General features: G+C 57.3%; 12 protein-coding genes and 1 riboswitch. Of the genes, 3 read left to right on the top strand and 9 right to left on the bottom strand.

From position 1 onward, the window contains the following. Nucleotides 1–12: 12 nt before the first annotated feature. From kdpD to NXS97_RS14110, 7 genes are all read right to left on the bottom strand, one after another. Nucleotides 13–2,688 (bottom strand): two-component system sensor histidine kinase KdpD, encoded by a 2,676-nt coding sequence (gene kdpD, locus NXS97_RS14140; RefSeq protein ID WP_013027624.1) that lies wholly within the window; start codon nt 2,686–2,688, stop codon nt 13–15. A 13-nt stretch (nt 2,689–2,701) separates the two neighbouring features. Continuing rightward, on the bottom strand, nt 2,702–3,271 hold the full coding sequence (gene kdpC, locus NXS97_RS14135) for a potassium-transporting ATPase subunit KdpC (RefSeq protein ID WP_014594840.1): 570 nt from the start codon (nt 3,269–3,271) through the stop codon (nt 2,702–2,704). A 10-nt stretch (nt 3,272–3,281) separates the two neighbouring features. Beyond that, nucleotides 3,282–5,327, bottom strand: coding sequence for a potassium-transporting ATPase subunit KdpB (kdpB, locus tag NXS97_RS14130; protein ID WP_013027626.1), 2,046 nt, complete (start codon nt 5,325–5,327; stop codon nt 3,282–3,284). 2 nt (nt 5,328–5,329) lie between these two features. Continuing rightward, nucleotides 5,330–7,012, bottom strand: a complete 1,683-nt coding sequence (gene kdpA / locus NXS97_RS14125; RefSeq protein ID WP_013027627.1) for a potassium-transporting ATPase subunit KdpA — start codon at nt 7,010–7,012, stop codon at nt 5,330–5,332. Then, complete coding sequence (kdpF, locus tag NXS97_RS14120; RefSeq protein WP_015699348.1) at nt 7,012–7,101, bottom strand: K(+)-transporting ATPase subunit F; 90 nt, start codon at nt 7,099–7,101, stop codon at nt 7,012–7,014. The genes kdpA and kdpF overlap by 1 nt, the downstream gene beginning before the upstream one ends. Before the next feature lie 110 nt (nt 7,102–7,211). Further along, nucleotides 7,212–8,378: an HD-GYP domain-containing protein gene (locus NXS97_RS14115; RefSeq protein ID WP_024472227.1), complete on the bottom strand. Its 1,167-nt coding sequence runs from the start codon at nt 8,376–8,378 to the stop codon at nt 7,212–7,214. Nucleotides 8,379–8,525: 147 nt separating this feature from the next. Continuing rightward, entirely contained in the window at nt 8,526–9,029 is a 504-nt protein-coding gene (locus NXS97_RS14110) for a GNAT family N-acetyltransferase (RefSeq protein ID WP_024472226.1), read from the bottom strand. 71 nt (nt 9,030–9,100) lie between these two features. Here NXS97_RS14110 and NXS97_RS14105 point away from each other — a divergent pair, with 71 nt between their 5' ends. After that, nucleotides 9,101–10,933, top strand: a complete 1,833-nt coding sequence (locus NXS97_RS14105) for an ABC transporter ATP-binding protein (RefSeq protein WP_013027631.1) — start codon at nt 9,101–9,103, stop codon at nt 10,931–10,933. On the opposite strand, the gene NXS97_RS14100 is transcribed toward NXS97_RS14105, so the two are convergent. Then, complete coding sequence (locus NXS97_RS14100; protein WP_028715903.1) at nt 10,930–12,054, bottom strand: GNAT family N-acetyltransferase; 1,125 nt, start codon at nt 12,052–12,054, stop codon at nt 10,930–10,932. The two genes, NXS97_RS14105 and NXS97_RS14100, sit on opposite strands and share 4 nt — an antisense overlap. Nucleotides 12,055–12,235: 181 nt before the next feature. On the opposite strand from NXS97_RS14100, the gene NXS97_RS14095 reads away from it, so the two are divergent. Then, nucleotides 12,236–12,841, top strand: coding sequence for an alpha/beta hydrolase (locus NXS97_RS14095; RefSeq protein WP_014604794.1), 606 nt, complete (start codon nt 12,236–12,238; stop codon nt 12,839–12,841). Nucleotides 12,842–12,870: 29 nt separating this feature from the next. Here NXS97_RS14095 and crcB read toward each other — a convergent pair whose 3' ends face one another. After that, nucleotides 12,871–13,248, bottom strand: coding sequence for a fluoride efflux transporter CrcB (gene crcB, locus NXS97_RS14090; protein ID WP_015699341.1), 378 nt, complete (start codon nt 13,246–13,248; stop codon nt 12,871–12,873). Between the two features lie 93 nt (nt 13,249–13,341). Next, a riboswitch (Fluoride riboswitch) is annotated at nt 13,342–13,418 on the bottom strand. A gap of 244 nt (nt 13,419–13,662) precedes the next feature. On the opposite strand from crcB, the gene NXS97_RS14085 reads away from it, so the two are divergent. After that, nucleotides 13,663–14,580 carry a nucleoside hydrolase gene (locus NXS97_RS14085; protein WP_019106346.1) on the top strand — a complete coding sequence of 306 codons (918 nt, stop codon included), beginning with the start codon at nt 13,663–13,665 and terminating at the stop codon, nt 14,578–14,580. Nucleotides 14,581–14,591 lie beyond the last annotated feature (11 nt).

Raw genomic sequence — 14,591 nt, 5'->3', positions numbered from 1 at the left:
TCATCTGTGAAGTTATTTCAAGCCTTCAGGAGAAATTTCAGGAACGGGTGGAAGTGGTAAAGAGAGACGAAAGCAGGCACCGCCTTCAGCACGATTTTCCGCCCAGATCTGACCGCCGTGGCTTTCGATAATCGTTTTACAAATCGCCAGTCCCAGCCCAACGCCCGGTACGGCCGATTCTTTATCACCGCGTGAAAATTTATCGAAAATCCGCGTCAGGTCGTTTTGGGCGATGCCCGGCCCGCCATCCCAGATGGCGATTTCCAGCCGGGTATTTTCACACCAGGCACGTATGCCGCGGGGCGCACAGTTGCCAGCGTACTTCAGGCTGTTTTCAATCAGGTTGGTAAATACCCGCTCCAGCAACGTACTGTCGCCTTTGATCAGGACAATATCTTCAGGCAGGTCGAGTTCGACCTCTCTTCCCTTGAGCGACGGCGCCATGCTACTGAGCGCACCGCCAATCACCTCTTCCAGCGCCAGCCACTCTTCGCGTAAATTCAGGCCGCCTGACTGAATACGCGCCATATCCAGCATGTTGCTGACCAGACGAATGGTACTCAGGGTTTGTTCACGAATCTGGCTGGCCTGGGGCACATACTTTGAGTTATCGCTGGCCAGGTCCAGCATCAGCATTTCTGCCTGACCAAACAGCACCGTCAGCGGGGTACGTAAATCATGGGAGAGCGCCGACAGCAAAGCATTACGCAGCTGCTCACGTTCAGCTGACAGCCGGGAAGCCGCCTCACTCTGGGACAGCGCCATCCGCTCCAGGGCATTGGCAATCAGCACGGTGAAGGTTTCCAGCAGCCGTTGCTGTTCCGGCACCATCAGCTGACGCACATTCTGCGGTTCAACCACCAGCAATCCGCGACACAGATCGCCCACTTTCAGCGGCAGAATCTGGTAGGGCACCGCCGGTAAGGTGTCCGTGCCTGCGCCTGCTGGCTGGCCCTTGCTGAAGCTCCATTTCGCGATAGCCCAATCCGGTTCGTTGCCCGGCAGCGCGTTGCCCAGCGTGTGCAGTTCGCCCTGCTCATCGGGTAGCAGCAGCAGGCATCGCGCCTGTAAGGTCGCCTCCAGCACCCGCTGGCTGGTTGCGGCGATATCTTCAGGCGTCAGGCCGCTTCCCAGCGACTTGGCCATTTCGTAAAGCTGCCGCGTGCGCTGCTCCCGGTAACGGGCAACCCGCGCCTGGTAGCGGACGCCGGCCGTCAGGTTGCCAACAATAACCCCGACCGCCAGCATCACCCCAAAGGTCACCAGGTATTGCAAATCCGAGACCGCGACCGTGCCGGTAGGTGCGACGAAAAACAGGTCAAAGGCAATGATGTTCATAACGGTGGCGATAACGGAGGGCCATCGTCCATAGCGCAACGCGACGATCACCACCGCCAGCAAATAGATCATCACACAGTTGGCCGGATCGAAGCTGATCAGCACCGACTGCCCTGCGGCGGTGACCACAATACACAGCACCAGCGCCATCAGTACGCCGCGCAGCTGCAGCCGCCATTTGTCGCTGTTAACCCGATCCTCGGCTAACGGATGGGGCGCATCCTGGATAGGCTCATTGAGCGCCACGACCAACAGATCCAGATCGGGACCCAACTGCCCCAGCCGCTCGGCAAAGCTGTCACGCCGCCAGCGGCGCGCCGGGCGTCGGCCTGTCACAATCTTACCCAGATTGTGTTCCCGCGCGTAACGCAGGACCGCCTGCGCCTCATCAGGGTCGGACAGCGTCGCCGTCTCCGCCCCCATATCCTGCGCCAGCTTCAGCGTGCGTAAAATGGCCCGACGCCGCGCTTCCGGTAGCCGGTTAAGCCGGGGCGTTTCCACGTAAACGGCATGCCATTCGCTGCCCAGCCTGGCGGCCAGCCGCGCCGCCGTCCGCACCAGTTTTTCGCTGCCGGTATCGTCCCCAATACACAATAAAATGGCATCACGCGTGTGCCAGACCCGATCGCGGCCCTGACTGTCGCGCCAGGCGCGCATCTGGTCATCGACCCGGTCGGCAGTGCGGCGCAGCGCCAGCTCACGCAGGGCATACAGGTTGCCCTTACGAAAGAAATTTTCGATGGCGCGTTCGGCACGATCGCCAATGTAGACCTTGCCCTCTTTCAGGCGCTGGCGGAGATCGTCAGGCGGGAGATCAACCAGTACCACTTCGTCGGCAGCGTCAAAAAAGGGATCGGGAACGGTTTCACGCACCTGAATGCCGGTGACGCCACCGACCACATCATTCAGACTTTCCAGATGCTGAACATTCACTGTCGTCAGGACATCAATGCCCGCTTCCAGCAGTTCCTCAATATCCTGCCAGCGTTTGGGATGACGTGAGCCCTTCACGTTCGTGTGCGCCAGCTCATCCATCAAAATTACTGCCGGATGGCGCGCCAGCGCGGCATCAAGGTCGAACTCCGCATGCCGCGAACGGCCCGTCGCCCGGCGCGGCAACAGCACCAGTCCGTTAAGAAGCTGCGCTGTTTCCGGACGTTCGTGCGTTTCCACTACGCCCACCAGCACATCCAGCCCCTGGGCACGCAGCCGCTGCGCCTCCTGCAACATGGCATAGGTTTTTCCTACGCCCGCACAGGCGCCAAAATAGATTTTCAGTTTGCCGCGATGGCTGTCGCTGCTGGTCTGCAGCAGCGCATCCGGATCGGGGCGCAGCGGTTCGTGGTTCATAGCGTCCTTACAGTTATTTGAGGTCGTTCAGCGCCAGATTAAGCTGCAGCACATTGACAGTCGGTTCGCCGATAAAGGGCAGCAGCGGGCGCTGCGTCATGCTGTCTACCAGGGCATCCACTTTCGCCAGCGGCAGCTGACGTGCCGCCGCGATACGCGGTGCCTGCCACAGCGCAGCCTCAGGCGAAATCTCCGGGTCCAGTCCACTGGCCGAGGTGGTTACCAGCTCGACCGGTACCGCCCCGTTAGCCTGCGGATTCGCCGTGCGCAAAGCCGCCACGCGCTCGGCTACAGCCTTATCCAGCGCCGGGTTGCTGGCCGCCAGGTTGCTGCCGCTGGAGGCCAGAGGATTATAAGGCTTATCACCGGTTGCAGAAGGACGCCCCCAGAAATAACCGGGCTGGCTAAAATTCTGACCAATCAGCGCTGATCCCCGTTCTTCGCCATCGACATTCAATACTGACCCGTTAGCCTGCCAGGGAAACAGCAGTTGCGACAGTCCCGTGGTAAGCAAAGGATAAACGACGCCGCACACAACCGTTAGCAGCAAAAGCAGGAAAATCGCCGGACGTAACTGACTCATTTTAATCTCCTCAGGCCATACCAGACAGCACGAGCAACATATCAATCGCTTTGATGCCGACAAAGGGCACCAGCAGCCCACCTAACCCATAAATCAGTAAATTACGGCGCAACAGCGATGCGGCACTCAAGGGGCGATAGCTGACACCTTTAAGCGCCAGAGGGATCAGGAATACAATCACCAGGGCGTTAAAAATCACGGCCGACAGGATGGCCGATGCGGGCGAGTGCAGCTGCATCACGTTGAGCATATTTAACTGTGGATAGGTTGCCGCAAAGGCGGCCGGGATGATGGCGAAATACTTGGCAACGTCATTGGCGATACTGAAGGTGGTCAAGGAACCGCGCGTCATCAGCATCTGCTTACCAATGTGCACCACTTCCAGCAGTTTGGTGGGGTTCGAGTCCAGATCGACCATGTTGCCCGCTTCTTTCGCCGCCTGAGTACCCGAGTTCATGGCAACCGCCACGTCCGCCTGGGCCAACGCTGGCGCGTCATTGGTGCCGTCACCGGTCATCGCGACTAAGCGCCCCTCCGCCTGATACTGACGAATCAGTGCCAGCTTGGCTTCCGGCGTCGCTTCTGACAGAAAGTCATCCACTCCCGCCTCTGCCGCGATGGCGGCGGCGGTGAGCGGGTTATCACCGGTGATCATCACGGTTTTAATGCCCATCTTGCGCAGTTCCGCAAAACGTTCTTTGATGCCACCTTTAACGATATCTTTTAGCGCCACCACGCCCAGCACCTTTGCGCCTTCCGCCACCACCAGCGGTGTGCCACCGGCCCGCGCCACCTCTTCAACCCGGGCGTTCACCTCAGCCGGAAAGGCACCGTGGCTGGCTTCAATATGACGGCGCACCGCATCGACCGCACCTTTACGGATCAGGCGGTCCTGTACGTTGACGCCGCTCATACGGGTTTGAGCCGAGAAGGGAATAAAGCTGGCGCCCATGCTGCTCAGGTCACGTTCACGCAGGTTAAACTTTTGCTTCGCCAGCACCACGATGCTGCGCCCTTCCGGCGTTTCATCCGCCAGGGACGCCAGCTGCGCCGCATCGGCAAGCTGTTCTTCCGTGACGCCGGGAGCCGGTAAAAACTGCGTTGCCTGACGGTTACCCAGCGTGATGGTGCCGGTTTTATCCAGCATCAGCACATCCACGTCGCCAGCGGCTTCAACAGCGCGGCCACTGGTGGCAATGACGTTAGCGCCCAGCATCCGGCTCATCCCGGCCACGCCGATAGCGGACAGCAGACCGCCAATGGTGGTCGGGATCAGGCATACCAGCAGCGCCACCAGTACGGTGATGGTGACCGGCGTGCCGCCCCAGGCTGAAAAAGGCCACAGCGTGACGGTGGCTAACAGAAACACAATGGTGAGCGACACCAGCAGAATGGTCAGGGCAATCTCATTCGGGGTTTTACGACGCTGTGCGCCTTCGACCATGGCGATCATCCGGTCCAGGAAGGTTTCGCCTGGGTTGGCGCTGCAGGTAATGACCAGCCAGTCAGACAGAATGCGTGTCCCGCCGGTCACCGAGGCGAAATCCCCGCCCGATTCACGGATCACCGGTGCCGATTCACCGGTGATCGCGCTCTCGTCTACCGATGCGCCCCCTTCCACGACTTCACCGTCGCAGGGGATCACATCACCGGCCTCTACCAGCACGGCATCCCCTTTACGCAGCGCATCGGCCGCCACCTGCTGCCACGCTGCACCGTAGTGCGCCGCCGACAGTTTTTTGGCGAAGCTGGTCTTTTTAACGCCTTTCAGGCTGTTTGCCTGGGCTTTACTGCGCCCTTCCGCCAGGGCTTCTGCCATGTTGGCAAACAGCACGGTGAACCATAGCCACAGGGCAATCGCGCCGGTAAAGCTGGCGCTGCCGCTCTGGTGTCCGGTAAACATCATTATGGCCAGAATCGAGGTCAGGATACTGCCCAGGTAAACCACAAACATGACCGGATTGCGAAACTGCACGCGAGGATCGAGTTTTTTTACCGCATCGATCGCTGAGGTACGTAACAGCGCTGCGTCAAACACCTGTTGTTGACGACTCATGATTATTGTCCCTGAATAAGTTGCAGATGCTCGGCGACCGGACCCAGCGCCAGAGCAGGAATAAAGGTCAGCGCGCCGACCAACAAGACGGTACCGACCAGCAGTGCGATAAACAGCGGACCGTGCGTAGGGAGCGTGCCGTTACCTACCGGCTGCACTTTTTTCACCGCCATTGCCCCCGCGATCGCCATGACCGGAATAATGATGCCGAAGCGACCCACGAACATGCACACCGCCAGCAGCAGGTTCCAGAACGGCGTATTGGCGCTCAGGCCCGCAAAGGCGCTGCCATTGTTATTGGCGGCCGACGAAACGGCATACAGGACTTCACTAAAGCCATGCGTTCCGGGGTTTGCCATACCTGCGCGTCCGGCGTCGGTCATCATCGCAATCGCCGTACCGATCAACACCAGCGCGGGCGTGACCAGAATCGCCAGGGCCGTCATTTTCATTTCCCATACGTCGATTTTCTTGCCGAGGAATTCCGGTGTGCGGCCAATCATCAACCCGGCAATAAACACCGCCAGTAAGACAAACAGCAGCATCCCGTACAGACCGGCACCCACGCCGCCAAACACCACCTCGCCCAGTTGCATCAGCAGCATCGGCACCATACCGCCCAGCGCCGTAAACGAGTCATGCATCGCGTTTACCGCACCGCAGGACGCCGCCGTCGTAATCACCGCAAACAGGCTGGAGTTGAGAATGCCGAAGCGCGTTTCTTTGCCTTCCATATTGATGGCGCTGTCAGCCCCTAGCGTCAGAAAGTGCGGGTTGCCACGTAGTTCAGCCCACATCACCAGCGCAGCAGCCACGACAAACATCAGCGTCATGGACCACAGCAACATTGAGCCCTGGCGCCGATCTTTTACGCTTTCGCCAAAGGCAAAGCAGAGAGCCGCCGGAATCAGGAAGATACTAAGCATCTGTACGAAATTGCTCAGCGCGGTAGGGTTCTCAAACGGATGCGCAGAGTTGACGTTGAAAAAGCCGCCGCCGTTGGTGCCCAGCATTTTGATGGCTTCCTGAGAGGCAACCGGCCCCATTGCCAGCGTTTGCTGCGCACCTTCGAGGCTGGTGACGTTGTGATACGGCAGGAAGTTCTGGATGCTGCCCTGGCTGACAAAAAACAGCGCCATCAGCAGGCTGATCGGCAACAGGACATAGAGTGTAATGCGCGTTAAATCGCGCCAGGCGTTCCCCAGGGTTGCCACCGAACGATTAGCAAAACCGCGAATCAGCGCAAACGCCACGGCGATGCCGGTGGCGGCGGAAACGAAGTTCTGCACCGTCAGCCCGACCATCTGGCTGAAGTAACTCAGGGTGCTTTCACCGGCATAAGACTGCCAGTTGGTGTTGGTGACAAAACTGATAGCGGTATTCAGCGCCAAATCCCAGCTCAGTCCGGGAAGATGTTGCGGATTGAGCGGCAACGCTCCCTGAAACATCAGGATGGCGAGCAGCACCACGAAGCCAAGCAGGTTGAACACCAAAATTGCCAGCAGGTAGTGCTGCCAGCGCATACCGCCTTCTTGTACACCCGAAAAACGCCACAGCAGGGCTTCAGCACGTGCAAAGAGGGGTTTATCGGCAACCAGCGCGGCCAGCCCACGCCCCAGCGGTTGCGCCATCACCATCAGCAACAGCAGATAAACCGCGATCAGTAAAAACGCATTGGCCGCCATCAGAAAGCCTCCGCATTTAACAGGGCATAGATCAGATAGCCCAGCAACAACACTACCAGCACAATGCCGGTTATTACGCCTGCACTCACAGCAACCTCCAGAGGATTGGATTTGCTGAGTAGCTTGCGCTGGCGCACATAAAGAAAGGGTTAAAATGCGGGTCGGGGATGTAAAAAATGTATAAAAACGACCCGCAATATCAGGCGGCGTCCAGCAACCAGATTCGGCGCAGATCGACGTTGTCCCAACGGCCGTTATCTTCGGCACACACAATGCTGTCAGTACAAAAACTGTCGCCCAGATCCAGCACCTCAGGTTTGATTTCCCGCTGCGCATGCAGTGACCAGAAGACATGCACCGTAGGTCGCTGTAATGACTTATCGCCGCCCTTCACCACCAGCGCAATGCGTCCAGACGCCAGGCGAACCAGGGAACCGACGGGATACATCCCTATCGTACTGACGAAAGCGTGCAGTAAGGTACTGTCGAAATGCCCCGGCCAGCTCAACATCATTTGCAGGGTTTTGGCTGGGGTCCAGCCTTTACGGTAAGGCCGCGTTGAGGTCAGCGCATCGTAAACGTCACAAATCGTCGCCATGCGGGAATACACGCTGATCTCATGGCCTTTCAGGCCATAGGGATAGCCGCTACCGTCATATTTTTCATGGTGATGCAGCGCGATATCCACAAGATCATCGCCTGCCTGTGCATCCATCAGCATTTGCGCACCTGCAATCGGATGTTCACACATGATCTTAAACTCTTCGTCGTTGAGCGTGTCCGGTTTGTTGAGGATAGCGAGTGGTACGGCTGCCTTACCCAGGTCGTGCAGTAATCCGCCCATCCCCACCCGCTGAAGCTGCTGAGCATCCAGCCCCAGTTTTTTTCCAAAGGCGATCATGAGCCCACAGACCGCCATGGAGTGCAGGTAGGTGTAATTGTCATGATCCTTTAGCTGCGCAACGCGTAACAGCGCGGAGGGCTCACGCTCAATAGAGCCCGCAATCTGATCGACAATGGCAATCATATCATTGAGATTCAGACCATGGCCCAGGCGTGCCTCGCTGAACATGGCCAGCACTTTTGGCTTTCCCTGTTCAAAGATATGCTGCGCCTGCTCCATTTCCTGAGAAAAAGGCGCACGCAGGCCTGAATCGACCTTTTTCGGCACAGATGGCGTCACTGAAATCGATTTCTCCATATCGATCCATAAACGCTGTATGCCCTCATGACGAAACATCGAAACCTGACGTTGATCGGTGATCAACATCTGATTACGAATGCGTTTGTCTTTAAACCACCAGACTTCAAGCTTGTGGACGAACATACCCGGTTTTAGTTCGTCAATGGTGATGAGTTTAATCACAATCTCCCTCCAGAGTATCAGCGGGTGATATCGTGATATCGGCAGGCACTCGGTTTTGTGCAGGTCATTTTGTGCGAACTGTGGCACAGCACAAATTTTAGCCGTCGAAGGGAGATTTTTCCTGTTAACCGGTAAAAAAGAGCGTGGTCAGGCTGTCTCAGTGAGCAATTTTGCCATCATCACCACATCGTGAAATTTGCCTTCACGCAGTGACGCCTGGCGGCGGATGCCTTCGCGTTCAAAACCCAGTCGCTCATACAGCGCCAGCGCCCGGTGATTATCGTGAAACACCTCCAGTTCCATACGGGTGATGCCCAGCCAGTTGCGCGCATAATCCATGGCGTTACGAATCAAATGCTCTCCGATTCCCCGACCAGAGAAGGCGGGATCGACGCCAATACCGAAACTGATGCAGTGGCGGGTACGCGGATTATGATTGGTAAACAGCGTGAGTTCGCCCACCATTTCCCCCTCAACTTCGGCGATAAAATTGATAAAGCCTTCCGCATCCATCTTTGCAAACTTCTTTTCCCAGGTCGCGACGCTGGGGAAAGGCAACTGAAGCGTCCAGGGATAAACCGCCGGATGACCGTAAAGACGTTGGTATGCCGCAGCATCGCCAGGCTCGCGGCCGCGCAGAGTGATATCCATATTTAATCCTTTTTAATCGGGCGTACACATGCACTAAGCTGTAACTCTTCCCGAACGGAAAGAGTGACTCTATGTTGTATCGTCGTTTCGAACGTTTTATCAATATTTTTCAGGATGCGCCAACCGATATGCCGCCTTCACGGGTCTGGCCATTTTACTTTTACTATCTGCGTCAGGTGTGGCCGAGCTTCGCCGCACTACTGGTGGTGGGATTAATTGGCGCACTGATTGAGGTTGCACTGTTCAGTTATCTGAGCCGCATTATCGATTTGGTGAATCACGCTACGCCAGCAACGTTGTTCAGGGATAACTGGCAAACGTTGTTATGGATGGGCTGTGTTGCGCTAATACTGCGCCCGGTATTTATTGCACTGCACGATATGCTGGTCCATCAGAGCATTAACCCCGGCATGACCAGTATGATCCGCTGGCAGCACCATAATTATGTCCTGCGGCAGAGCATGAACTTTTTTCAGAACGACTTCGCCGGGCGGATTGCGCAACGTATTTTGCAAACCGGTAATTCGCTGCGCGACTCGGCAGTACAGTTGGTGGATGCGATCTGGCATGTGCTGATCTATGCCGCAACGGCGATGGTCCTGTTTGCAGAAGCCGACTGGCGTTTGATGATTCCGCTGATAATCTGGATTGTGGCCTACGTTGCCGCGCTGCGCTTTTTCGTCCCCCGGGTAAAAGCCCGTTCGGTGGTGTCATCGGAGGCCCGTTCGAAGCTGATGGGCACCATTGTTGACGGCTATACCAACATCGCCACCATCAAGCTTTTCGCGCACAGCGATCTTGAACGTCAGTATGCCCGCGAAGCGATTCAGGAGCAGACGGATAAGACGCAGCATGCTAACCGGATGGTGACCAGCATGGACCTCACCTTATCAACGCTGAACGGAATCCTGATTGTCTCAACGTCAGGACTGGCGCTGTGGCTGTGGAGCGAGTCGCTGATCAGCGTTGGCGCCATTGCCCTGGCAACCGGCCTGGTGATCCGCCTGGTCAACATGTCCGGCTGGGTGATGTGGGTGGTAAACGGGATTTTTGAAAACATCGGTATGGTGCAGGACGGACTGAATACCATTTCACAACCGCTTAGCGTGCAGGATTCCTCAAAGGCAACACAGCTAAAGGTGACGCAGGGCGAGATTCGTTTCGACGCTATCCGTTTTGACTATGGCGGCGGCCGTCAGGTCATTGATGGCCTGAACCTGACCATCAAACCCGGTGAAAAAATTGGCCTGATTGGGCCTTCCGGTGCGGGTAAATCCACCCTGGTGAACCTGCTGCTGCGCCTGTACGACCTCAACGGCGGTCGTATCCTGATTGACGGTCAAAATATTGCTGAAGTGACGCAGGAGAGCCTGCGCAGCCAAATCGGGATGATCACCCAGGATACCTCGCTGCTGCATCGCTCTATTCGCGAAAACCTGTTGTACGGGCGGCCAGATGCCAGCGAAGAAGAACTCCAGTTAGCCATTCATCGCGCCCGCGCCGATGAGTTTATCCCGTTGCTGTCGGATTCTCAGGGCCGGTTTGGCCTGGATGCACATGTGGGTGAACGCGGCGTGAAACTGTCAGGCGGGCAGCGCCAGCGCGTAGCTATCGCCCGTGTCCTGTTGAAAGATGCGCCGATCCTGATTATGGATGAAGCGACGTCCGCGCTCGATTCCGAAGTGGAAGCCGCGATTCAGGAAAGCCTGGAATCCCTGATGCAGGGCAAAACGGTGATTGCCATCGCCCACCGCCTGTCCACCATTGCCAAAATGGATCGTCTGGTGGTGCTGGAAAAAGGCCAGATTGTGGAAATCGGTAGTCACTCTGAGCTACTGGCTCAAAATGGCCTGTATGCCCGTCTGTGGCAGCATCAGACGGGAGGATTTGTTGGCGCAGATTAATCGCCGCGTCGATATGGCAGGGCGTCACGGGCTTCTTCGGCCCAGAGATGGACGCCTTGCCGCTCCTGCTGCAGAAAGTCATCCACGGCCGCGCGCAGGCCGGGATGGCACAAATAGTGCCAGGAGTGGGTCATCTGGGGTTCAAAACCACGTACCAGTTTGTGCTCGCCCTGCGCGCCCGCATCAAAGCGTTGCAGCCTTTCCGCAATGGCGAAATCCATCCCCTGATAAAAACAGGTTTCGAAGTGAAGCCGGTCAAATTCCGCCAGGCAGCCCCAGTAGCGGCCATACAGGCTTTGGCCGTCCTTGAGGTAAAAGGCCATCGCCGCCGGTTGTTGCTGCAGACGGGCAATGACCACGCGAATATTGTCCGGCAGCCTCTCAGCCAGCAGGCTGAAGAAGGCGCGGGTCAGATAGGGCCGCTGGCCGCGCACTGCATAAGTATTGGCGTAGCAGGTATAGACAAAGTCCCACTGATCCTCGCGCAGTTGATCGCCGCGATACCAGTCAAATTCAAAACCGCTCTGCACCACCTGCTCGCGCTCTTTTCGCAGCTGTTTACGTTTACGCGACATCAGCGTATCCAGGAAATCCTGAAAGTCGCGATAGCCTCGATTGTGCCAGTGATACTGGCAGCCCAGGCGTGACAGCCAGTCAGGTTGCGCCGCCAGCAAGGCGTTCGCTTGCGGGTCGGTGAAGTTGATATGCGCACCACTCAGCCCCTGTTCAGCCAGCGCGTCCGGGAGAGCAGCAAGCAGTCGGGCGGCGGCATCCGCTGCGCCGAGTACGCGTGCCCCTGTGACCGGGCTGAAAGGAATCGCGCCCAGCCATTTCGGATAGTACGGAATCCCGGCGCGCTGACAGGCATCTGCCCAGGCGTGATCGAAAACGTATTCACCCTGAGAATGAAACTTTTGATAACCGGGAAGCGCGGCGCGAAGCACACCGGCCTCACGCCAGAGAAGGTGATCGGGCTGCCAGCCCCTTTCCGGCCGGACGCTGCCACTTTCTTCCAGGCTCAGCAAAAACGCGTGGCGTAAAAAAGGCTGTTGATCGGGTAACAGCGCATCCCATTCAGCGGCAGAGATATCTGAAAGCGAACTCAGGTGGAACAACGACATGCATAACTCCAGACAGCAACCGATGACACGTCAGTCAAGCAGGTTTTAGGGTTCAGGGAAAGCAGAACGGCACGGAATGCCTCATGCCAACGCGCGACCTGAAGCGTCGTTAGGTTTTGACGTTAATCCCGCCAGCTGTTCAAATGCCTGCAGAATCTGACAAAACAGCGAAGGAACGGACATGGCAAAAGCATTGGTGATCTTCCTACACGGCGTGGGCAGTAACGGCGACGATCTGGCCCCCATTGGCGACGACTGGGCAACCCTGCTCCCGGATGTGGCCTTTGCCTCACCGGATGCGCCTTACGTCTTTGAGCATGGCGCGGGCTATCAGTGGTTTAGCCTGGCCGGGATTACGCCGGAAAATCGCCCGGGTCGGGTGCGTGAAGCCCGCGAGGCCTTTGACCGCGTTATTCGTCATCTGATGGCGCAGCACGGAATGGCAGATCGCTGGGAAAACGTCATTCTGGTGGGCTTTTCGCAGGGCTCAATTATGGCGCTGGATCTGCTGGCTTCCGGGCGTTATCCGCTCGCGGGCGTGGTGGCGTTTTCCGGACGCCTGGCCTTTGACGGCCCGCTGACGCCAGCACCTCACACGCCAGCCCTGATAATTCATGGTCGTGCTGATACGGTCATACCGGCCAGTGAAAGCGAGTCGGCGGCCACTCGCCTGAAGGCGGCTGGCGTCCTGGTCGAAGCGGTATTTGAGCCGCAGACCGGTCACACGATTTCGGGTCAGGGCGCGATGCACGCCGCCGGGTTTATTGCTCAGTGCTTGCAGGACTAAACCGCAGACATGCCGGTTTGGCCCTCAGGCTAGCCCAACAGGTTAATGAGCGCGAAACCGGCAAAACTCATCAGTAACGAGCCAATGACATGCACCAGCGCACTGCTCATCGCCCACAGGTATTTGCCGGTCTGCAATAAGGTCATTAACTCTGCTGTAAACGTGGAAAACGTGGTAAGCCCGCCGCATAAGCCCGTAATGATGAGTAACCGCCAGGCGGGATCGAGTGAGGGATTTTTGATAAACCAGGCCATTGCACCGCCAATCACGAATCCGCCAATCAAATTCACCAGCAAAGTCCCCGGTGGCAGATTGGGGAAAAACGCATTAAAACGCATACCGAACCACCAACGCAGTACACAGCCCACACTGCCGCCCAAAATCACAGCCAATAGCGGTTTTAACATCACAGACTCCATTTCAGGATTTGCGCAGAAGAGGGTGGAGGGCCAGAAAAAATGCATGCACCTGACACTCCAGCTCCCGCGAAAGGATTAAGGATAATGTCAGGCGTCATCAGCCGCAGGTTACGCCTGCAGGCGGTTGGGAAAGGTGGAACGCCATCACCTTATGCGCGCCATAATACGACGCCTTTTTCTGACTGGCAACCACAGTTGAGCGGGGAAATCAGCAATGCCAACCGACGCCGTCTGGACAGATGCCCCCGCTCAGGCTGCCGCAAAGCAGACGGTTTTGGGCCACACAATTCAGGTTTCCTCTTGAGCCGTTTTCCGCTTAAATGGTGACCTGCCAGCGGCCTTAAAGGGCCGTTTAATGCCCTTCACGCATAGCGAAGGGATGAGCCTGTTCTGGAGCGGCCTGTGCGAACTGTCATTTTAGATACTGATATCGGCGTAGACGATGCCTTTGCTCTGGCTTATGCCGCCCGCACCCAACATTTGCTGGGCATTACTACGGTGTTTGGCAACGTTGCCGTGGGACAGGCCGTGAAAAACGCCCGGCTGTTTTGCCACAAAATGGCGATTGAGGTGCCGGTATACCGGGGCTGTTCACGTCCATTAGCCCAGGCGCCGAGCGCGCCTGCCCGACTGCATGGCGAAGATGGTTTAGGGGACGCGTTTGATAATCCCTTCAGCGATGAGGCACCCGGTGCCGTTCAGTTTATTATCGACAGCGTGCGGGCCCGTCCGGGTGAAATCACGCTTGTCGCGATAGGTCCGCTGACCAATATCGCCAGCGCAATCAATCAGGCGCCGGATATTATTCCGCTGGTGAAAGAGCTGGTCATAATGGGCGGCGCATTTGGCACGGATGGGCACAGCGGGAATGTCACGCCCTTCAGCGAATTTAATATCTGGAAAGATCCTCACGCCGCCGATCAGGTTCTCTCTTCCACCTTGCCGATCGTGGTGATCCCGCTCGATGTCACGCATAACGTCTTGATCCACAGCGATGAGGTCGATCGACTTCATCAACCCGTCCTGCATGCGATCTGCCGCCCCTATCTGGCATACAGCCTTGAGAAGGAAGGCTTTTCTGGTATGGCGCTGCATGACACGCTGACGATATCCTGGCTGTGTTTGCCTGACGCGTTCACGCTGGTGGAAAGCCCGCTTCGTGTCATTACGGAAGGCATTGCCTGCGGCCAGACGGTGCGTCAGTTGAGTGCCCTGGCGTCCCGGCATGATCCCTTCCGCAATCTGCCTCGACAGCGCATCGCACTGGGGGTTGATGCGGAGGCCGTGCGGAAACACTTTTTTCAGTTGCTCAGCCGATAAGCCTGGCGGCG

This window comes from Pantoea sp. B623, from assembly GCF_024814475.1.
GTDB lineage: Bacteria > Pseudomonadota > Gammaproteobacteria > Enterobacterales > Enterobacteriaceae > Pantoea > Pantoea ananatis.
The sequence above is the reverse complement of the archived record's forward strand: the minus strand, read 5'-3'. Positions and strand labels throughout refer to the sequence as shown.